The 18,682-nt window shown below is 55.8% G+C and carries 18 protein-coding genes, 1 tRNA gene and 1 pseudogene; 5 read left to right on the top strand and 15 right to left on the bottom strand.

Features of this window, described 5'->3' with window-relative positions; all coding sequences use genetic code 11:
* Positions 1-128: 128 nt before the first annotated feature.
* Both psbM and HPC62_RS23525 read right to left on the bottom strand, forming a co-directional pair.
* A complete protein-coding gene (gene psbM, locus HPC62_RS17180; protein ID WP_068511535.1) occupies positions 129-245 on the bottom strand; it encodes a photosystem II reaction center protein PsbM in 117 nt (38 codons plus the stop codon).
* A 379-nt stretch (positions 246-624) separates the two neighbouring features.
* Positions 625-918: pseudogene (locus HPC62_RS23525) on the bottom strand (2Fe-2S iron-sulfur cluster-binding protein); the annotation flags it as partial.
* 278 nt (positions 919-1,196) lie between these two features.
* Between HPC62_RS23525 and psbB the strand changes: the two are divergent.
* Positions 1,197-2,729 carry a photosystem II chlorophyll-binding protein CP47 gene (gene psbB, locus HPC62_RS17170; protein ID WP_172357619.1) on the top strand — a complete coding sequence of 511 codons (1,533 nt, stop codon included), beginning with the start codon at positions 1,197-1,199 and terminating at the stop codon, positions 2,727-2,729.
* Between the two features lie 160 nt (positions 2,730-2,889).
* Entirely contained in the window at positions 2,890-2,994 is a 105-nt protein-coding gene (locus tag HPC62_RS17165) for a photosystem II reaction center protein T (RefSeq protein WP_172357618.1), read from the top strand.
* A 222-nt stretch (positions 2,995-3,216) separates the two neighbouring features.
* Here HPC62_RS17165 and HPC62_RS17160 read toward each other — a convergent pair whose 3' ends face one another.
* Positions 3,217-4,863, bottom strand: a complete 1,647-nt coding sequence (locus tag HPC62_RS17160; RefSeq protein ID WP_172357617.1) for a CTP synthase — start codon at positions 4,861-4,863, stop codon at positions 3,217-3,219.
* 409 nt (positions 4,864-5,272) lie between these two features.
* Positions 5,273-5,686, bottom strand: a complete 414-nt coding sequence (locus HPC62_RS17155) for a PPC domain-containing protein (protein ID WP_172357616.1) — start codon at positions 5,684-5,686, stop codon at positions 5,273-5,275.
* Between the two features lie 411 nt (positions 5,687-6,097).
* On the opposite strand from HPC62_RS17155, the gene HPC62_RS17150 reads away from it, so the two are divergent.
* Positions 6,098-6,469: a hypothetical protein gene (locus tag HPC62_RS17150; RefSeq protein WP_172357615.1), complete on the top strand. Its 372-nt coding sequence runs from the start codon at positions 6,098-6,100 to the stop codon at positions 6,467-6,469.
* A 69-nt stretch (positions 6,470-6,538) separates the two neighbouring features.
* On the opposite strand, the gene HPC62_RS23520 is transcribed toward HPC62_RS17150, so the two are convergent.
* Positions 6,539-7,387, bottom strand: a complete 849-nt coding sequence (locus tag HPC62_RS23520) for a M15 family metallopeptidase (RefSeq protein WP_225910566.1) — start codon at positions 7,385-7,387, stop codon at positions 6,539-6,541.
* Between the two features lie 167 nt (positions 7,388-7,554).
* Here HPC62_RS23520 and HPC62_RS17140 point away from each other — a divergent pair, with 167 nt between their 5' ends.
* Positions 7,555-8,529 (top strand): AEC family transporter, encoded by a 975-nt coding sequence (locus HPC62_RS17140; protein ID WP_172357614.1) that lies wholly within the window; start codon positions 7,555-7,557, stop codon positions 8,527-8,529.
* Positions 8,530-8,624: 95 nt separating this feature from the next.
* On the opposite strand, the gene HPC62_RS23175 is transcribed toward HPC62_RS17140, so the two are convergent.
* From HPC62_RS23175 to HPC62_RS17120, 4 genes are all read right to left on the bottom strand, one after another.
* Entirely contained in the window at positions 8,625-9,062 is a 438-nt protein-coding gene (locus HPC62_RS23175; RefSeq protein WP_205370764.1) for a hypothetical protein, read from the bottom strand.
* Positions 9,063-9,525: 463 nt separating this feature from the next.
* Positions 9,526-10,356: a carbohydrate ABC transporter permease gene (locus HPC62_RS17130; protein ID WP_172357613.1), complete on the bottom strand. Its 831-nt coding sequence runs from the start codon at positions 10,354-10,356 to the stop codon at positions 9,526-9,528.
* A gap of 175 nt (positions 10,357-10,531) precedes the next feature.
* Complete coding sequence (locus HPC62_RS17125; protein ID WP_172357612.1) at positions 10,532-11,335, bottom strand: transglutaminase family protein; 804 nt, start codon at positions 11,333-11,335, stop codon at positions 10,532-10,534.
* A gap of 27 nt (positions 11,336-11,362) precedes the next feature.
* Complete coding sequence (locus HPC62_RS17120; RefSeq protein ID WP_172357610.1) at positions 11,363-11,848, bottom strand: hypothetical protein; 486 nt, start codon at positions 11,846-11,848, stop codon at positions 11,363-11,365.
* Between the two features lie 224 nt (positions 11,849-12,072).
* Here HPC62_RS17120 and aroA point away from each other — a divergent pair, with 224 nt between their 5' ends.
* Positions 12,073-13,416 (top strand): 3-phosphoshikimate 1-carboxyvinyltransferase, encoded by a 1,344-nt coding sequence (gene aroA / locus HPC62_RS17115; RefSeq protein ID WP_172357608.1) that lies wholly within the window; start codon positions 12,073-12,075, stop codon positions 13,414-13,416.
* Positions 13,417-13,515: 99 nt separating this feature from the next.
* Here the strand turns inward: aroA and HPC62_RS17110 are convergent, their stop codons facing one another.
* From HPC62_RS17110 to HPC62_RS17085, 6 genes are all read right to left on the bottom strand, one after another.
* Positions 13,516-14,742, bottom strand: coding sequence for a glutamate-5-semialdehyde dehydrogenase (locus HPC62_RS17110; RefSeq protein ID WP_267313414.1), 1,227 nt, complete (start codon positions 14,740-14,742; stop codon positions 13,516-13,518).
* A 417-nt stretch (positions 14,743-15,159) separates the two neighbouring features.
* Entirely contained in the window at positions 15,160-15,567 is a 408-nt protein-coding gene (locus HPC62_RS17105) for a hypothetical protein (RefSeq protein ID WP_172357604.1), read from the bottom strand.
* An 846-nt stretch (positions 15,568-16,413) separates the two neighbouring features.
* A tRNA-Gly gene (locus HPC62_RS17100) sits at positions 16,414-16,485 on the bottom strand.
* Between the two features lie 129 nt (positions 16,486-16,614).
* Complete coding sequence (locus tag HPC62_RS17095) at positions 16,615-17,010, bottom strand: YidH family protein (protein WP_172357603.1); 396 nt, start codon at positions 17,008-17,010, stop codon at positions 16,615-16,617.
* A gap of 17 nt (positions 17,011-17,027) precedes the next feature.
* Positions 17,028-17,690, bottom strand: a complete 663-nt coding sequence (locus tag HPC62_RS17090) for a zinc metallopeptidase (protein ID WP_172357602.1) — start codon at positions 17,688-17,690, stop codon at positions 17,028-17,030.
* Positions 17,691-17,900: 210 nt separating this feature from the next.
* On the bottom strand, positions 17,901-18,545 hold the full coding sequence (locus HPC62_RS17085; RefSeq protein WP_172357601.1) for a TM7S3/TM198-like domain-containing protein: 645 nt from the start codon (positions 18,543-18,545) through the stop codon (positions 17,901-17,903).
* Positions 18,546-18,682 lie beyond the last annotated feature (137 nt).

Here is an 18,682-nt window from a genome sequence, read left to right as displayed (position 1 = left end):
CCACTAATTCGCCCCTAGTTTTGCCCCTAGTAAAGCCCAGAGGTTTCACAACTCCCTTTACAGACCAAACAAAAAGCGGACAGGAAACTCTGCCCGCTTTCATCAATCAAAGAATCTGGTGCCCTCACCTATTTCGACTGTTTACCCTCGCGGCTAGCGGTCTGAATATAGAGAATCAGCAGGAAAACCGTTGGAACCAGAACGAACAGCAAGCTCGCAACAAACCCAAGATCATTGACAACCATAGTGCTAGACCCTCCACGCAAATCCAGAGATATAAACTCCTAAGACTACAGAATATCACTCCACCGCCTAAGCACATCAAGCCAACAGGGCTACGAAGACGCTGGAATTGTGAAGGTCTGACCCTTTGGTTACTCAGGTCTGCAAACTCTTAGATCTGCAAACCCTATGGATTCAGACGACTTCCAGTTTCCCTGTTGAGGGATTCGTCTCCTCAGCACTGGAACCGGATACCTGCTCTTCTGCCAACACTTCCAAATCTGGCTCAGATGCTTCAGAAGATGAACCGGGTTCAGAGGATTGGGTCGCCCCCACTGCGCCACCTTCCAAATCTGCCTGAGACGGTGAACTGGGCTGATACTCCACCGTCTCACCGGGCTTGGGCTTGGTCACGACGCTGACCGGCCCATTTACCATCGTCTGGCAGGCGAGTCGATAGCCTGCGGGTTTCTTTCTCAGCTTCTGGTCTTCAACTGGAGTCCGCGGGGAAAGGTTTTCCCCGCCTTCGACAATCTCCACGACGCAGGTGCCGCACTGACCGTAGCCTCCACAGTTCATCATTTTGCCCATGAAGGTGTAGAGGTCGATACTGTTCTCAAGCGCCTTCAGCCTCAGATTCGCTCCGTCGGCAGCAATAATCTCTTTGCTTTCTTTAACAAACTTAATATTGGCCATGTCCGATACCGTCCCTGCGTCTTACGCAATGCGCCTGTAACCAATGCTTGCGTCCCATCCAGGCCCTGGTTACACTTTTTAATACACTTTCATTTTTACAACCGGATTGTCAAACTGTCGAAGTGTCTGGCGATCGCACGTTGTCTTTCGTTGGTTCATAGGACTTTGGGCGGTTTGCCACGGATAATGGTGCTTGATTCTGGTAGGCTTACTAGTATCTTGCAGCTTAATAAAAAGGCTCAAAAAGGCGTTGAAACGTAATAGGAGGAGCGTAGTCGATGGGACTACCCTGGTATCGCGTACACACAGTGGTTCTGAATGATCCAGGACGCCTGATTGCTGTACACCTGATGCACACCGCGCTGGTTGCAGGCTGGGCCGGTTCAATGGCGTTGTACGAATTGGCGATTTACGACCCCAGCGACCCGGTTTTGAACCCCATGTGGAGACAGGGCATGTTTGTTATGCCGTTTATGGCTCGCCTGGGCGTTACTCAGTCCTGGGCAGGTTGGAGCATTACGGGTGAAACTGCGGTCAACCCTGGCTTCTGGTCATTTGAGGGTGTTGCTGCTGCCCACATCGTTCTGTCGGGACTGCTGTTCCTGGCAGCCTGCTGGCACTGGGTCTATTGGGATCTGGAGCTATTTAGAGATCCTCGGACGGGTGAGCCTGCATTGGACTTGCCCAAAATGTTCGGTATCCATCTGTTTCTTTCTGGTCTGCTTTGCTTCGGCTTTGGAGCATTCCACCTCACAGGGCTGTTTGGCCCAGGCATGTGGGTGTCCGACCCTTATGGATTGACAGGAAGCGTCCAGCCTGTTGCTCCGTCTTGGGGCCCTGAAGGTTTCAATCCGTTTAATCCAGGCGGCATCGTGGCACACCATATCGCCGCTGGCATCGTAGGCATTATTGCAGGCCTGTTCCACCTCACGGTTCGTCCGCCCGAGCGTTTGTATAAGGCGCTTCGGATGGGGAACATTGAAACGGTGCTGTCGAGCAGTATTGCAGCAGTATTCTTCGCGGCGTTTGTGGTGGCTGGCACCATGTGGTATGGCAGCGCTGCCACGCCGATTGAACTGTTTGGCCCGACTCGCTATCAGTGGGATAGCGGCTACTTCCAGCAAGAGATCAATCGTCGCGTTCAAGCGGATGTGGACGATGGTCTGACGTTGGCCGAAGCTTGGGAGAATATCCCTGAGAAGCTCGCTTTCTATGACTATGTGGGCAACAACCCGGCTAAGGGCGGTCTGTTCCGCACCGGGCCGATGAACAAGGGCGACGGTATTGCTCAGGGCTGGCTGGGGCATCCTGTGTTTAAGGATGCCGCTGGGCGTGAACTGTTTGTGCGCCGGATTCCCAACTTTTTCGAGAACTTCCCGGTTATCCTGACGGATAAAGACGGCGTGGTTCGTGCAGACATTCCGTTCCGTCGGGCTGAGTCGAAATACAGCTTTGAGCAGGCTGGCGTGACGGCGACGATCTACGGCGGTGCGCTGGATGGTCAGGTGTTTGACGACCCGGCAGAAGTGAAGAAGCTTGCGCGTAAGGCTCAGTTGGGCGAACCCTTTGAGTTTGATCGGGAGCCTCTCAAGTCTGATGGGGTGTTCCGAACCAGTCCTCGCGGTTGGTTTACCTACGGACATGCGGTGTTTGCGCTGCTGTTCTTCTTTGGTCATATCTGGCACGGCTCTCGGACGCTGTTCCGCGACGTGTTTGCGGGGATTGACCCTGACCTCTCAGAAGAGCAGGTGGAGTGGGGCTTGTTCCAGAAGGTGGGTGACAAGTCTACTCGCCGTAAGGAAGCCGTCTAGGCATCTGAATTGTGAATTGGAGGAGGGCTTGCTGACGAGTTTTGCTCTGTGAGCATTCCCTCCTTCAGGTTTGCAGGTTTGTATCTGCTGGATTCGTATCTGCTGTGCTGAGTTTTAGTCTGGTGCTACGTTTCCTTGAATAGCTTTAGGAGACTGTGTTATGGAGAGCCTGATTTACGTTTTTCTGCTGGTTTGCACGCTGGGACTGCTCTTTTTTGCGATCGCCTTCCGTGAGCCGCCTCGGATCACCCGCGACAAGGATTAGTTTTACGGATTAGGTTTTCGCTTTAATTTTGCGCTTGCAACTTTGCGCTTGCAACGATGCAAAATCGGCCGTCGAATGGGGTTCCTGCTGGGGACGACTTCGACGGCTAATTTTATAGGCTAATTTTATGGGCAGCTTTTCTCTTATAGGCAGCCCATTCTTTATAGGCAGCCCATTCTCTTTAGCTGTGGAGTAGGAGTGGAGCGCTTGGCACGCCCAGTCCTAATTCACCAGCGATTGGGGCTTGACCGGGGATTGCCCTGAAGATTGCTCTGAGTGGGCGATCGCCGCCTGCACAAACCCTCGAAATAGCGGGTGAGGCGCGTTTGGACGCGACTGAAATTCGGGGTGAAACTGGCTAGCGATGAAAAACGGATGGCTGGGTAGCTCGATAATTTCCACCAGGCGACCATCGGGGGAAGTGCCGCTAATCATATAGCCCGTTTCCAAAAACAGCGTGCGATAGGCATTGTTGAACTCATAGCGGTGGCGATGGCGCTCGTAGACCACCTCTTCGCCATAGAGCCGCTCGGCCAGCGTGTTGGGTTGCAGCCGACAGGGATATAGCCCCAAGCGCATCGTGCCGCCCAGATCCACCACATCCTGCTGTTCAGGCAACAGGTTAATGACGGGGTTGCGGGTCTGCGGGTCAAACTCGGAGCTATTGGCATGTTCCATGCCGGCCACATGCCGCGCCCACTCGATCACCGAACACTGCATCCCCAAACACAGCCCCAGAAACGGAATCTGGCGATCGCGCACGTATTGGATGGCGGTAATCTTGCCGTCGATGCCACGGCTGCCAAAACCACCGGGTACGACAACCCCGTGGATGCCTTGGAGTTGCTCGGCTACCGTCAGTGGCTCGATGTCTTCAGAGTTGATCCAGCGAATCCGCAGGTCGCCGCCCGTAGCCAACGACGCATGGCGCAGCGCCTCCACCACCGACAAATAAGCGTCGTTCAGCCGCACATACTTGCCTACGATGGCGATTTCCAGCGGACAGCCGGGGCGATGCAGCCGCTCTACCAGTTCTTCCCACTGGCGGAGGTCAGGATCTCGCTGCTCCAGTTGCAGCAGGTCGAGTGCTTGGTGTGCCAGGCCTTCTTTTTCCAGCGTCAGGGGCACTTCGTAAATGCTGCTGGCATCCTGTGACGTGATCACGCATTCCACAGGCACATCGCAAAATTCCGACAGCTTTTCTTTAATTCCCTTTGGCAGGGGACGATCGCACCGACAGACGAGAATATCCGGCTGAATCCCAATCGAGCGCAGTTCTTTGACCGAGTGCTGCGTCGGCTTGGTTTTCATTTCGCCAGCCGAAGCAATCCACGGCACCAGCGTCACATGCATATACAGCACATTGCGCCGCCCCACAGCTTTGCGAAACTGGCGAATCGCCTCCAGAAACGGCAGCGACTCGATATCGCCCACCGTGCCGCCAATTTCTGTGATCACCACGTCAGGGTGGGTATTGGTGGCAACACGCAAGATGCGTTCCTTAATTTCGTTGGTGATGTGGGGAATCACCTGCACCGTGCCGCCCTGATAGTCACCCCGCCGCTCTTTGTTCAGCACGGCTTGATAAATCGACCCCGTGGTGACGCTGTTCAACCGCGACATGGAGGTGTCGGTAAAGCGCTCATAGTGTCCCAAGTCTAGGTCGGTTTCTGCACCGTCTTCCGTTACAAAAACTTCCCCATGCTGAAACGGACTCATTGTGCCGGGATCGACATTGATGTAGGGGTCAAGTTTCAGGATCGAGACGGAGTAATCGCGCGACTTGAGCAGTCGCCCCAGGCTAGATGCCACAATGCCTTTACCGATGCTGGAAACAACACCGCCCGTTACAAATACAAACTTTGTCATAGGTGGGGAGAGAGCGTGGGGGAAAGAGCGAGAAAACTGAAAAGCTGAGGGCGATCGCCAGACTGCCAATTTGACCGAATCCATTCTGACACAAGCTGCCCCCTTCAATTCGCTCTGAGCCGTTCCCCAGACGCTATAAACCAATCCCCTAAAACAAACGGCGCATCTCGATGAGGTGCGCCGCGCCAGAAGCGTTATAAAGAACTGTTCCAAAGAGCATCGCAGAGCAGCAATGCGCCAATCCTTCAGGAACGCCATTTCAGGTTGTGTCATGAGATTTTGGCCAACCTATGGGGCGATCGCCCTGTGCAGCTTTGCCTGCGTTTTGGACTGCCTCTGTTTGGGCTGCCTCCGTCGGCTCCTTGGAAGAATTTTGGAAGAATTCCAGAATTCCCCGGTGGGTTTTCTGCTATTCGGCAACCATGACCTCGACCGTGTAGCGGCCGCGGCTGCTGGCATCAAAACCGTTGGCAATCACGATGTAGGTGCCGTCGGTGGCCAACGTCAGTTCCAACTGCGAGTTCTGAGGGTTGCCGCCTGCGCTGTGGTTTTCGCCCAGCACCTCACCTTCTGGGCTGATGACCGCCAGATAGGGCTGAAATTCAGTGCTGAATAGTTTGATCGTCACCGTTTGTCCAGCTTTACCTTCAAAGGTGAACTGGTCGTACAGGCTGTTATCCGAAGGCAGCACCATGTCGCCGTTTTCCAGCACGCCTTCTTCACTTAGCAGCATTTCCTGAGCGCGGGCGATCGCCCCTGTCGCGCAGATTCCCACCGCTACTGCACCGGCCAGCACCCTAGCAAACCATTTCTGACCTGTCATAGCCCGTTCCTCAACTAAATCCAAATAGAACAAGTCGCGCTAGAGAATCCTGCGATGGTGTTTTAATGTCTCACCTGATACAGGGCCTGCCAAACACAACACAACGATTCTTACATGCTCTGCTATTTGGCTTCAGGGAGAAAATGCGGAATTCACAAAAGCAAAATCATTCTCTTCTTGAAGATTACCCAGATTTGATCCCGTCCGTAACATCCATTAGACGCACTGGATGGCGATCGCCCCTCGCCTGCGGCAAGTCTTGCAAGCCTTGTGGATGGGTCAATTTGGGGATTGGCCTCAGGAGGCGATCGCCCGCCTCAATTCGTTCACAAATCTCGCCTAACCGCTTGGAAATCCTGGGCAAAATTAACATAATGTTAATTAATGCAACGATATTTTTCAGAGGCACTCATGGCAGGACTATTCGGTTTGTTTGGCAAAAAGAATAATGCAGAGGCACCACCCTCCGCTAGCAATGGCGCAAAGCCAGGAGCCTATTTCCTGGACGCAGACGATGCCAAAACGATGGGCAACATCGAGTACATGCGCTCGAAAAAAGTCATCAAGCACAAGTTTCCCAAGACCGCAGGCAACGGTGGCGAGTTTGAAGTGGAGTACGAAGTGTCTTCTGACAATATGAAGTCGGGCAACAGTCTGCAAGTTCCAACCGAACCGACTTCCACGTCTTCTGAAGCGACACCCAAGCTAACGAACGAGCGCCGCACGGCCGACTCCAGTATGGATCTCTTCCGTAACATGGCTCGCGACATTCGCAAGCGCTAGAGCTGATCAAGAAGTCTAAGCGTGGGGGGTGGGTTCACCTGCCCCCTGACTGATTGCCAGTAGCCGAAACTACCGCTTATAAAACGTTTCGAGGCTGTGGCGATCGCCCACGAAGCGCCAGTGCCACGGTTCGTAGCTCACGCCCTGAGCGTTGTCCTGAGGGAAAGACAGCTCAAACCCAAAGCGGGCAGCATTGGCCGTCAGCCAGCGGTAGGCGGCTGTCTGATCGAAATCGGTTTCCAAGTCTGTATCTGGGCGATCGCCGTCCCCAATATCCACTGCATAGCCCGTGTGGTGTTCGCTGTAGCCGGGAGGAGCGCTGACCTGGGCCCGTTCCTGAGCCGAGAGCGATCGCTTCGCCTTCAGCGTGAAAAACAGGTAAGTCTGTTCTTCCACCGAGCGAAAGCCCGACAGCGGCACCAGCCTCACCCGCTCAGCGCGAGCCGCCCTCACCATTGCCAAAAAGCGCTCGGCAGCCGCATCACGCAGCAGGATGCTGCCATTGGGAAGCACTGGGCTGAGGGTGTCTGGAGGAGCTTCGGCGTAGGCGATATGGCCCAGCAGGCTATCGGCCGGGGTCAGCGACAGTTGAGACATCGCTGCGGACAAGCCGGCCTCGATCGGCTGATAGCCCTGTGCGGTAGAAACATTGCTAAAGAACAGGCTGCGGCTGACCAGCGCAAGCTGCACCGCCGCCACAAAGCCAATCAGCCCCCATAGCCAAACCCGCCCCCGAAAGAGCGATCGCAGCCTATCCGCCGCCGCTCGAAACCCAAACCCACCGGGGTTCAAATCGGCCTCTAAACGCGCCCCATCTCGCTGAGCAACCGGGATATCGTCGGTCAGCCCATATTGACTTTCCTGGCCAGAGACATCGGGCTGGGGCGCTGACGACTTGGGCAAACTGGCATCTTTCACGCAAACTCTCCCGCAGACTGGTTTAGTCCTGCGGGGTTATTATTGCATGGCCTTGGAAGAGCGTCATCCCCTTCGACACACGGCAAAGTAACTCAACGGTCTGCTGAACCCTTGCTCCGCAACGATAGCCTTAAAACCGTTCAAATTACTCCAACGATAATCAACCTATGGAATTTCCGAGTCTTCGCTTGCTGAGTCTCTATGTCCCGCTGATAGGGTGGAGCAGTTTGGGATTTTGGCTAGGACGGATTTGTCCGCTGTGGGTGGGCGATCGCCTCGGAAAGCTGCTGTTTTGGGTAGGGGTGCCGATTAGCGTGCTGGGGTTTCTGCGCCAGTCCGAACTCTCGGCAGCGGTGTGGCTCGCGCCCGTGGCAGCGTGGCTGGCGATCGCGCTGGGGGGGCTGCTGGGCTGGCTATGGCTGATGGCTACGCTAAAGCAAGGACAAAGACCAGAACAAAAACAACGACCTGTTTCTTCCCCCATGACTCAGAGCCGTCCTCAGCAAGGCAGCTTTTTGCTGGCGACCATGATGGGCAACACGGGCTATTTGGGGTTCCCCGTCAGTCTAGCGCTTATAGGCCCAAAGTACTTTGCCTGGGCTCTGTTTTACGACATGATTGGCACGACGCTCGGAGCCTACGGGCTGGGCGTAGTCATGGCCGCCCACTTTGGCGGCATGCAAAAGAGTCCACGGGATTTGCTGCGGGCGCTAGTGTGCAACCCGGTGCTGTGGAGCTTTGCGCTGGGGTTGGGCATCCACGACATACCGCTACCGCTCTGGCTAGACTCGTTCCTCAAAACAGTCGCTTGGACAAGCATTACCGTTGCCCTTGTGCTGATCGGAATGCGGCTCAGCCAGTTGCGTTCTTGGCGCAGTGTCCGCCTCGCCTCCGTCAGCCTGAGCGTGAAAATGCTCATTGTGCCGCTGCTAATCGGCGTGCTGCTCTCGTTCACCAGCCTTGGCTCAGCAGAAAAGCTAGCGATCGTCCTCCAGGTCAGTATGCCACCGGCCTTTGCAACCCTCGTACTGTGTGAAGCCTACGAGCTAGACCGAGAGCTAACAGTGACGGCGCTGGCCATGGGATCGATCGGGCTACTCGTCACGCTGCCCCTCTGGCTGCTGCTGTTTCCCACAAGTTAGACGCAAGTTAAATGCAAGTTAGAAATGCAAGTTATACGCAGCAGAAGCAGCCCAAATGCGGCTTCAATGTGGTCTTTTTCCTTAGACCAACGCTCCTAGCCGACCCAGCTTACGTCGCTATCTGACGAGTTCACCGGAGGCAGGGGCTTGGAAATGGGAACCTCGCGCCGGGTAGGAGTCTTTTGGGCGTTGGCCGGCGCTGCTGGCGGCACTGGCTCGACTCGTTGAGCAGGTGCAGGAATTGGGGTCAACGGCGGCTGCTGTTGGCGCTGCTTCTCTTCCCAATCTTGAAATGCTTTCTTCTCAGGCAGGATCACCTTTTTCATGATCCACTCAATCGTCTGTTCTTTGACCCAGCCGCGAGCCACCAGCACCTCGCCCAGACGCATCCCAGTTGCCTGCTGATCGTTCAGCGCCACCGTGACCTGATCCGGCGTGATCAGACCTGCATCTAGCAGGTAGCTGCCCAGGCGCTTGGGGCGCATCGGCATGGGAATAGATGTTACTCGATAGCGATCGCTCCTATCACGCATAGTCATACAACTCATAGCAGATCAGTACAGCGGTATCAAAAGCAAATCTCGGAAAATCCCGATGCTCTGCAACTTTGGAGCAGAAAACCTTTGTAAATTCACCTGTAAATCCACTATAAACCCGCATTTAAGCTCACATCTCAGCAAGTAATAACGGGCGTGTATCTTCAGAGAATTTACTGGCTCCCGATGAACAGACTGGTCTAGCGACGCTTTCCCTCCGGGATAATACGGAGATTAGCTCAAGGCGAAAGAGTTCTTTACAGTATAACAACGGAACACTGACTCTTTCTTTATCGAGCCTTTACAGGTTGTTTCAGAATATCTCACAGAGTATTTTTCGGCAATGGGGCGGAGTTAATTCTCCATAACCTAGAAAAATGAAACCCCTCAGCGCTAGGGGCTGAAACCCCTCAACAGCAAGACATTTCGCCGTTTAGCCCGGTTGAGCGGGCAGTTTTGATTATCCCTTGACCCCACTACTGGTATCCGTTGGCACGATGTAGCGCTGAAGCAGACCGAATACCAGCAAGATAGGCGCAATCGAAATCACAGACCCCGCTGCAATCAGTCTCCAGTCGAGGGAAAATGCACCCGCTAGTTTGGCAACGCCCAGGGGCAGCGTGTAATAGTCGGGCTGGTCGAGCAGGATGAGCGGCCAGAGAAAGTCGCTCCAAGCTCCGATGAAAACGAAAATCGCCAGCGTGATCAGGGCAGGGCGGACAGCGGGCAGCATCACATTCCACCAGATCCCCAGTTCCGAGCAGCCGTCGATGCGGGCGGCTTCTTCTAGCTCTTTGGGTACGCCTTGAAACGCCTGACGCAGGAGAAAAATCCCAAAGGCAGAGGCGATCGCCGGTAAGATCAGCCCTAAGTACGTATTACGCAGCCCCAGCTTCACCGCCAGGACATACAGCGGAATCATCACAATCTGAAACGGAATCAGAATTGTGGACACAATCAGCAGCAACAGCGCCTCGCGCCCGCGAAACTGGAGTCGCGCCAGGGGATAGGCCGCCAGCGAGCAAAACAGCAGATTTAGCACCACCGTTAGCACTGCGACCAGGGTGCTGTTGAACAGGTAGCGCCCGAAAGGATTGGTCTGCCATACTGTTACAAAATTTTGCAGCGTTGGAGACTGGGGCAAAAACCGGGGCGGAAACTCGAAGATATTTTCTGTGGGGGCTTTGAACGCCGTGCTGACTAGCCAGATCAGCGGCAGCAGCATGACGAGGGCGATCGCCCCCAGCAGGGCATACAAAGCGAGGGTCTTGAGCGATCGCGTCGAGGGCATTCGTCGAGGATGGGATAGAGGTTGGAGATCAGGCAAAACCCTTTCGGCGGGTTCACCCGCACCAAGGGGGAATTCTTTGAGTTTACCTGGTGAGTTTGCCTGGTGAGTTTGCCTGGTGAGTTTGCCTGGTGAGTTTACCTGGGGGCTGCACATTTCCTTGCCTAGCTGCTAACCCCTAGCCCTCCTTCACCCACACGCGCATTTCCTGAAGTGTCAGCGGGCCAAACTGGGTCGCTAGGGCCACATCGGCGGCATCACGACCATAGGCGATCGCAATTCGGTTTCCCCGTGGCTGTGGCTGCGTCGCGTCGAAGGTATACCAGCGGCCCTCGGCGGTTGACCCGTCGGGGCTGCTGAGGAATGCCTCAAACCAAGCGTGCAGATCCATCGGCTCCAGTTCGTACAAGTACCCCACCACCATCCGCGCCGGAATCGAGAGGCTGCGGCAGAGGGCGATCCCCAGATGGGCAAAGTCGCGGCAGACACCGATTTTGCTCTGGGCAGTGTCTACCGCAGATGTAGAGGAGTTGCTGGTGCCGTATTGATATTTCACCTGGGTATGAATCCAGTGGCGGATCGCCTCCACCTGGGCATAGCCCGGTTCCGTGTCGCCCACGATGGCGATCGCCTCGTCGTAGAGCATATCTGACTGGCAGTAGCGGCTGGGCAGCAAAAACTGCACCACGCCATCGGGCAGCAGTTCCACAGGCACATAGGCGGCATCGGGCGCAACGTCGATCTCGTCCGCTGTTTCTACACAAGCGGCGGTGTAAACCAGAAATCTTCCCTCTGACGTAACCAAACGCTGGCAGAGATTGCCGTAGCTGTCGGTATATTCCACCATAGGCACCGACGGCTCCAGCCGATATTCTTCGCGCACCACCCACTGCCCTTCGCCGCTGCGGGGGCGCAACATCAGCAGCAGCGGACTTGGCGCTTCTGCCGAGAATAAAAGCTGACAGCCTGCTTCCAGCCGCATTTGAGAATCCTCAACCGATGGCTGGCGCTACAAGGACTGCATTTCTAAATTCAGCACATAATGCCCAAGCTGCAAGTTTTCTGTCCACAGTTCATACTCCACGCGCAGGTGACGGGGCTGGGGATCGGAAATCAGCTTCAGGTGGCGCGTATAGTTCCGCAGGCGCATCTGGTCGCTCATACCCAGGTCGCCCGACTGCGATCGCAGCCAGTAGCGGCTGATGCCGTAGACTCCTTGCTCCCAAAAGTGGCGATAGCTGATGCTGCCGTTGCCCTGCATGGTCATAATCACGCGGTAGGGGGAAATTTCGAGCCAGAGCAGGTGGGGCTGCTGGGCCTGGTCAGCCGAAGTTTCCCCTTGGGAATAGTCCATAAACAGCGGCTCCGTCAGCACGACGTGATAGCGGCCTGGCTCTTTTTCATATAGCGCGGCAGAGGCTTCCACCACCGACCAGAGCGGCGAATTCAGTGACATCCAGGACAGACAGACTGGCTGGCGATGTTCGGTGAGCATGGCTAAAAAGGGCTGGGACTAAAAAGGGCTGGGAAAATGATTTTTTCATCCAGTCAAACAGGTTCAACCTTGCCAGATCTGCGAAACAGGATGAAATAGAATCTGTCGGCAGAGAATGCAGTTCGACCAGTGATCCGGCCTTTGCACTGCTCTGGTAGCGTAGTAAACGCAGCGATGGCGCAGCACGCTCGACGAGGCAATTGCCCACCTACGGAACTATAGCAATGCAGACGGCTTCTATCACCCTCAAAACCACCGAACATCATCATGTGCTGACAATTTCGCCGCCTGTGGATTTGGCGCTGACAGGGGCGATCGCCATTCCCGGCGACAAGTCTATCTCCCACCGGGCGCTGATGCTGGGGGCACTGGCGGAGGGCACGACGGAAATTCGCGGGCTGCTGTTGGGGGAAGATCCCCTGAGTACCGCCGCCTGCTTTCGGGCAATGGGGGCAAACATTTCCGACCTGAATACGGAACGAGTGACCGTAGAGGGCATTGGACTGGGGCAACTCCAGGAACCTGCCGACGTGCTGAATGCGGGCAATTCTGGCACCACGATGCGGCTGATGCTGGGGATTTTGGCCTCCCACGCGGGGCGATTTTTCACGGTGACGGGTGACGGATCGCTGCGATCGCGCCCCATGTCTCGCGTGATTCGGCCGCTCCAGGACATGGGCGCACAGATCTGGAGTCGTGCTGGGGGCCTCGCGCCACTGGCGGTGCAGGGGCAGGCGCTTCGGCCGATTCACTACACCTCGCTCATTGCTTCGGCCCAGGTGAAATCCTGCATTTTGCTGGCGGGGCTGGCCACAGAGGGCAAAACGACCGTCAGCGAACCCGCCCTATCTCGCGACCACAGCGAACGGATGCTGCGGGCCTTTGGGGCAGAGGTTCTGGTTGATCCCGACACCTGTAGCGCAACGGTAGTCGGCCCGGCGCGGCTGATCGGGCAGCCCGTGGTGGTTCCCGGCGACATCAGTTCGGCGGCGTTTTGGCTGGTGGCCGGGGCGATCGCCCCCGGTTCTGATTTGCTCATCCAAAATGTCGGCGTGAACCCAACGCGCACGGGCATTCTCGACGCGCTGGCGCAGATGGAGGCAGACGTGACCCTGGAGAATGCTCGCGAGGTGGCAGGCGAACCCGTTGCCGATCTGCGCGTGCGCGGCCACAATCGGCTAAAGGCGGGGCACATCGGCGGCGACCTGATTCCCCGGCTGATTGACGAAATCCCCATTCTCGCGGTGGCAGCCGCCTTTGCCGAAGGGACGACCGTCATCTCCGATGCCGCCGAACTGCGGGTGAAAGAGAGCGATCGCCTCGCCGTCATGGCCACCCAGCTCAGCCGCCTGGGCGCAACCGTCACCGAGCGTCCTGATGGTTTGGAAATCACGGGCGGCAAACCCCTGCACGGAGCCGAGGTGGATAGCCACACCGACCACCGCATTGCCATGAGTCTGGCGATCGCCGCCCTCCGCGCCACAGGCCCCACCACGATCCACCGCGCCGAAGCCGCTGCGGTTTCCTATCCGGGGTTTGTGGACACGCTGAGGCAGGTGGTGAGGTGAGGGGGCGAGAGACGGAAAAAAGAAGAACGAAGAACGAAAAACGAAGAATGAAAAACAGAACCTCTTCTCTCTTCGTTCTTCTCTCTTCGTTCTTCCTCCTCAGCCGCTCCCCTGTACCACATACTTCAGCGTGGTCAGCGTTTCTAGCGTGATTAGCCCGCGCCGATGTCCTTTTTGGTTGGACATGCCGAGGGCGATGGGGCTGCCCTGCTTGGGGTTGCGATAGAACCGGGGCGAGGCGTTGATATAGGTCGTGGCGCTGTTGATATGCAGGGCAAACTGGTGGCTTTCCTGGTAGGATTCGGTCACCAGGCAGTCGGCGTGGCCGCTGCTGTAGCGATTCATCAGGGCGATCGCCTCTTCCAGTCCGCTGACCGAACGGAAGGCAATCGTGTTGTCCAGGTAGGGGCGCGGCCACTCGTCGTCTTCCGTCAGTACCAGATCCGGAAACTCCGCCACCAGCCCCGCATCGCCCCGCAGGTGAAAGCCTTTTTCGCGCAGGCTGCGCCACAGGGCTTGTAGCGTGTTGGGGTCGTGGTGAGTGCTGATCAGCACCTTCTCGATGGCGTTGACTGGATCAGGTTCGCTCTGGTGGCTGTCTAGAATCATGCTCCGGGCCAGATCCAGGCTGCCGGAGGGCGACCAGTAGAGATAGCAGTTGCCAATTGCCGTTTTTAGCACAGGCACAGTGGCCTGGCGGATCACTTGGTTCACCAGGCTCACGCGACCATAGGGAATGACTAGATTAACGTAGGCATCTTGGGTCACCAGTTCGCGGATTGAGTCGCCCTGGTCAGTCGGAATCCAGCCGAGGGCATCGGTGGGCAGGCCGGCTTCCTGGAGGGCGAGTTTCAGCGTGCTGGCGATCGCCTGGTTGGAGTTGCTGGCCTCGCTGCTGCCCCGCAGGACGATGCTGTTGCCCGTGCGAATACACAGCCCAGCGGCGATCGCCCCCAGTTCGGGAAACGCCTCATACACCAGCGCAATCACCCCCAGCGGCATCAGTTGGCAATAGGACTGAGAATGACTGAGGGAATAGGGAATCGTCAGCATTTGCTGCGTGGGGTCTGCCAGTTCCGAAAGGCGTTGCAAAATCTTGACCACCGCCTCGATCCGCTCCGGCGTGAGCTTCAGCCATTCCAGCACCAGATCGGGCACGGCCATTTCTCGGCTGGCTTCGAGATCTAGCGTGTTGGCCTCAAGAATATCGTCCTGCTGATCCTTCAGCACTTCCGCCATAATCTGGAGCGCCCGACTGCGATCGCCCCCTTTCATCGCAGCCAAATGTCCCGCCGCTGCATAAGCCCGATGAAGCGTGGTCAGCAAATCGGCTGGGGAATCTAAAGAATCCTGACTGTTAGAAAACACGGTAAAGAACTGTGAAAAACGCTGCCATTCACTGCATTAGACAATGAATTGCACAAGTATCGCCTCGATGACTCGATAATCTGTGTATTGCGCTAAATCTATTGCACTAATCTATTGCGCTAAATCCATTGCACTAATACAGCTTTAACCTGTAAGGCTCACGGCTGTAAAGCTCAAGACTGTAAAGCTTTTAGGGAATCGCTCAGTAGCACTTTGCAGTAGCACAGCGCGATCGCCCTATCCTAATCACATTTCAGTGACAGTTTGGTCAGTGACAGTTTGGTCAGTGACAGTTTGGTCAGTGACAGTTTGGTCAGTGACAGCTTGGTGACGTTGCAGCCCATGAGGGATTAGCAGGACTGGGTTTTCGGCGGACTATCGCCGACAGGCTAGCCACAGCATAAACGCCAGCATGACCGACAGCACCAGCGCCGCCACCACCCGAAACGCCACCTGAGAGGCAGCGGGTGCGCTCAGCGTGGTCAGCAGCAGCAGAAACACCAGCGCAAACATGAACAGCAGCGTCAGCGGCACATAGCCCTTTCCCAGGGATGGGTTCACCACAATCCACTGATGCCCGTTCCAGCGCCACGCCCGCTTGTAGGGATAGTTGGTCGAAAGCTGCTCAATCGTATGCCCGCTGTCTTGCACGACGAAAATTTGCTGACATCGGTCGCAGCCAAAGGCATCCGTCAGGGCGATGGGTGTCAGCTTGCCCCGACGACGACAGGGACAGGGGTAGTCGCCGTTTAGGTCGATTTTGTGGGGTTTCTGAGTTTGCACAAGCAGAGCAGCGGTGAGTGTGATGCAAGCGGTGCAGGGTCTAGCGCCTTGGGAGCCACGACCGTGAACCCAAAAGCCGCTGGGGGCGATCGCCCTTCCCGCGCAGCCGCAGACGAACCAGCGCTAAACCATGATTCATTGACTATCGTCAACCGGACTATCGTCAACCGGACTATCGTCAACCGACCCATCCTCCAACCCTCGTCAGAGAGGTTGGTTTGGGTGTGACTTGAGAGCTAATTTGTAAAGGAGCCTGAAAGCCTTGTTAATCAAGGATTTCCGAGAAACCGCTTTTCCTGGGCAAACATGACCTCAAAGCCACACATGCCAAGAGTTTCAGGCTTCTTAAGATTTGCTTCATAAATTAGCTCTGATGCGTGATCCTAGACAGGCTTCTAGGCAGCGACCCAGACTTTTCTCAGAGCTTCTGCCAGGAACTGGGGTTGCGAATACCCAGATTCAGCCCGATTCTAACATTCCTGTTTGCGGGAGTCAGTGACAGAAAACCGTGGACTGAGAAACGTGGAGTGAAAGATGTGGCCAGAGAAACACGAGCGCGATCGCCCGCTTCCCAGCCCATCCAACCCGTCGTGTCATCAGTACTGGTAAGACTCTCTAGACTCATCCTACAGGGGCAAGCTGAGAGATCAGTGGAAAATTCGCTTAAGCTTGGATAAAGCCTGCAAGCCCAGCGAAAACCGAGCAGAAAGGTGTCTTGATTCACGAAGATGCTAAAAGCGAACGCATCAGACACGCTGGTTCAGCAGCGCCTACTCAGCACAACCTTGCAGCAGATTGAACTCATTCCCAAACCACCACTGACTCTTAGCACTAGGTCGGAAACAAAGCGGGTAACGCGATTCGAACGCGCGACATTCACCTTGGCAAGGTGACGCTCTACCACTGAGCTATACCCGCAAAACACGCTCCAAAAAAGCGTAACTACTATTGTGTGTGAGAGGTCACCGTTTGTCAACCTGGGCCAAAGATTTTTGCAAATTTTTTGGGGGCGATATTCTAGTCTGCCGCGGCGAGCAAGGCAGGGGGCTAGTTCAGAGTGCTGATGATAATTCCCAGGAAGGCGAAGATGCCAATCACCATCAGGGCGATCGCCACGACCAGCGCGTTGGAGCGTCGCGGTGTGTAGAGGTAGTCGTCTCGCTGAATGCGCCGCAACTCCTGGCGATGTTCAATCGTCGCCGATAGCATGGCATACAGCCCGACCGCGATGAATGCCAGCCCAGTGATTCTCGCTAGGTACATTGTCCCCAGATAGTCAAGCCTGCGGGTTCGCTGAATCGCCGTCACAATCTGGTCAATGCCAAAGCCAAAGCCAATCAGCGAGAGCGAGGTACGAATCCATGCTAGCAGCGTGCGTTCGGCGGCGGCTCGGTTGCGCTCTTTCGCGAGTTCGTTGTTCAGGTTGCGGGGCGCGTCAGGCATGGGCGTGCGAATAGGATCTAGTAGCGGCGACGGCTGCGCTGGGTCAGGCTAACGTAGTAGAGTAGTTGCATGATAGAAGTGGCAGCAGCAGCGATGTAGGTCCAGCCTGCGGCACCGAGCATCTGTCTGGCTCCCTGACGCTCCTCTGGCGTATCCAGCAGCCCCGCATCCTCTAGCAGCTTTAGCCCCCGACGGCTAGCATCGATTTCAATCGGCACCGTCAGCAGGGAAAAGACCACCATCAGCCCAAACATGAGAACCCCAATCCACATTAGCCCCACCATGCCAAACATGAAGCCCAGCAAGAAGGCCATGTAGGAAATGGTCGGCGTGAATTGCAGCGCAGGCAGCAAGAAACTGCGGGCAGCGATCATCGGCGAACCCGTCTGGTATTGCTGTACATGCCCCAACTCATGGGCGGCGATCGCCATTGATGCAACCGACGGCTGGGCGCACACGGGTTCCGATAGCCGCACCACGTTGGTTCGCGGGTCGTAGTGGTCGGTCAGGGAGCCGCGCGTTGGCTCCAGCGGAATCGACTTCAGCGACGTGCGATTAAAAATGGTCTGAGCAACCTGCATTCCGGTGTAGCGTTCGCTGTTGGGCACTTGGCTCCACTTGGCAAAGGCGCTTTTGAGACGAGCCTGAACCAGCATGGAAATTAGTATCGTGGGTAGCATCACCCAAAGTAAGTAGATCGGATCATAAAAAAACATAGTTTCAGGGCAAGCTTAAGTAGATAAGACTTGAATCGTTTTAATCCAAATTTTTGACTTAATCCAACTTTTGAACAGTTTTGAACAGTTGGTTCCTCGACGTTCTACTTGCAGATAAGTACATGCTTGCAGATAAGCTCTCATACCTTAAGTAAACAGCCTAGCACCAGCCTCCTACATCCAAAAGCGGACAAACTCTTGCTTGGCAAACTCCACGCTGCGATAGCGCCGCAGTTGGTAGAGAAATCCGGCGATCGCCAGCCCGCTCCACAGCAGCAGCCAAAACCACGAATCCCGGAAAATGGGCAGCAGCGTGTTGCCTGCGTTCTTCAAATCCTCAATCGAGACGCGCCCATTCAGCAGCAGCAGCGACAGCACCAGCGCATTTGCTCCGCCCTGAGCAGACAGCAGCATGACAATATACTTCTGCCAGTTTCGCACGTAGGTCAAGACCCCCAGCACCAGCCCCGATCCGAGGGCCACCAGCGCGGGCAACGTCCCCTGCTGAAAGCCAAGAATAGCCATGATGCTTGATCCAAACAGCGCACCCGTAGCTCCGCCCATCAGCGCCACGCCCACTTCATAGAACTGCCAGCAAAAAATTGCCAGCAAAATTCCCAGCACCAGCCCGACCGTTAGCCCCGTCGTGGTAGCCAAAAAGCCGCCGCCTAGCAGCAGAAACACGGCCTTTGCGCCCAGCCACAGCCCCGCAAAAAACGACCAGACGGGCAGCATCACCATAAAAAAGCGGTAGCCCCCAAGGCAGAGCAGCACGCCGAAAACTGCTGAAAACAGCGCCAGCAAGATAGGTCTTAGCATAGGTATCTAAAAAAGCGTATCTTAAAAACCTATCCAAAACTATCTAGAAAGGAGCGCAGGGCGCTGTTATCCAGCAAACCGAACTGCCCGTAGAAGGGGCTTAATCCACAAGAATCAATAATTATTGCAGGATTGTT

Origin of the sequence: Thermoleptolyngbya sichuanensis A183 (assembly GCF_013177315.1) — a bacterium.
Lineage (GTDB): Bacteria > Cyanobacteriota > Cyanobacteriia > Elainellales > Elainellaceae > Thermoleptolyngbya > Thermoleptolyngbya sichuanensis.
Note: the sequence above shows the minus strand (reverse complement) of the source record. Positions and strands in the feature narration are given on the sequence as shown.

Bases quoted from the DNA above. Each gene is read 5' to 3' on its own strand.
- HPC62_RS17085 (WP_172357601.1), bottom strand. From the start codon at position 18,545: ATGCTAAGACCTATCTTGCTGGCGCTGTTTTCAGCAGTTTTCGGCGTG.
- HPC62_RS17130 (WP_172357613.1), bottom strand. From the start codon at position 10,356: ATGCCCTCGACGCGATCGCTCAAGACCCTCGCTTTGTATGCCCTGCTG.
- HPC62_RS17155 (WP_172357616.1), bottom strand. From the start codon at position 5,686: ATGACAGGTCAGAAATGGTTTGCTAGGGTGCTGGCCGGTGCAGTAGCG.
- HPC62_RS17160 (WP_172357617.1), bottom strand. From the start codon at position 4,863: ATGACAAAGTTTGTATTTGTAACGGGCGGTGTTGTTTCCAGCATCGGT.
- psbB (WP_172357619.1), top strand. From the start codon at position 1,197: ATGGGACTACCCTGGTATCGCGTACACACAGTGGTTCTGAATGATCCA.
- HPC62_RS17165 (WP_172357618.1), top strand. From the start codon at position 2,890: ATGGAGAGCCTGATTTACGTTTTTCTGCTGGTTTGCACGCTGGGACTG.
- HPC62_RS17125 (WP_172357612.1), bottom strand. From the start codon at position 11,335: ATGCGGCTGGAAGCAGGCTGTCAGCTTTTATTCTCGGCAGAAGCGCCA.
- HPC62_RS17095 (WP_172357603.1), bottom strand. From the start codon at position 17,010: ATGCCTGACGCGCCCCGCAACCTGAACAACGAACTCGCGAAAGAGCGC.
- psbM (WP_068511535.1), bottom strand. From the start codon at position 245: ATGGTTGTCAATGATCTTGGGTTTGTTGCGAGCTTGCTGTTCGTTCTG.
- HPC62_RS23175 (WP_205370764.1), bottom strand. From the start codon at position 9,062: ATGCGTGATAGGAGCGATCGCTATCGAGTAACATCTATTCCCATGCCG.
- HPC62_RS17150 (WP_172357615.1), top strand. From the start codon at position 6,098: ATGGCAGGACTATTCGGTTTGTTTGGCAAAAAGAATAATGCAGAGGCA.
- HPC62_RS17090 (WP_172357602.1), bottom strand. From the start codon at position 17,690: ATGCTACCCACGATACTAATTTCCATGCTGGTTCAGGCTCGTCTCAAA.
- aroA (WP_172357608.1), top strand. From the start codon at position 12,073: ATGCAGACGGCTTCTATCACCCTCAAAACCACCGAACATCATCATGTG.
- HPC62_RS17120 (WP_172357610.1), bottom strand. From the start codon at position 11,848: ATGCTCACCGAACATCGCCAGCCAGTCTGTCTGTCCTGGATGTCACTG.
- HPC62_RS17140 (WP_172357614.1), top strand. From the start codon at position 7,555: ATGGAATTTCCGAGTCTTCGCTTGCTGAGTCTCTATGTCCCGCTGATA.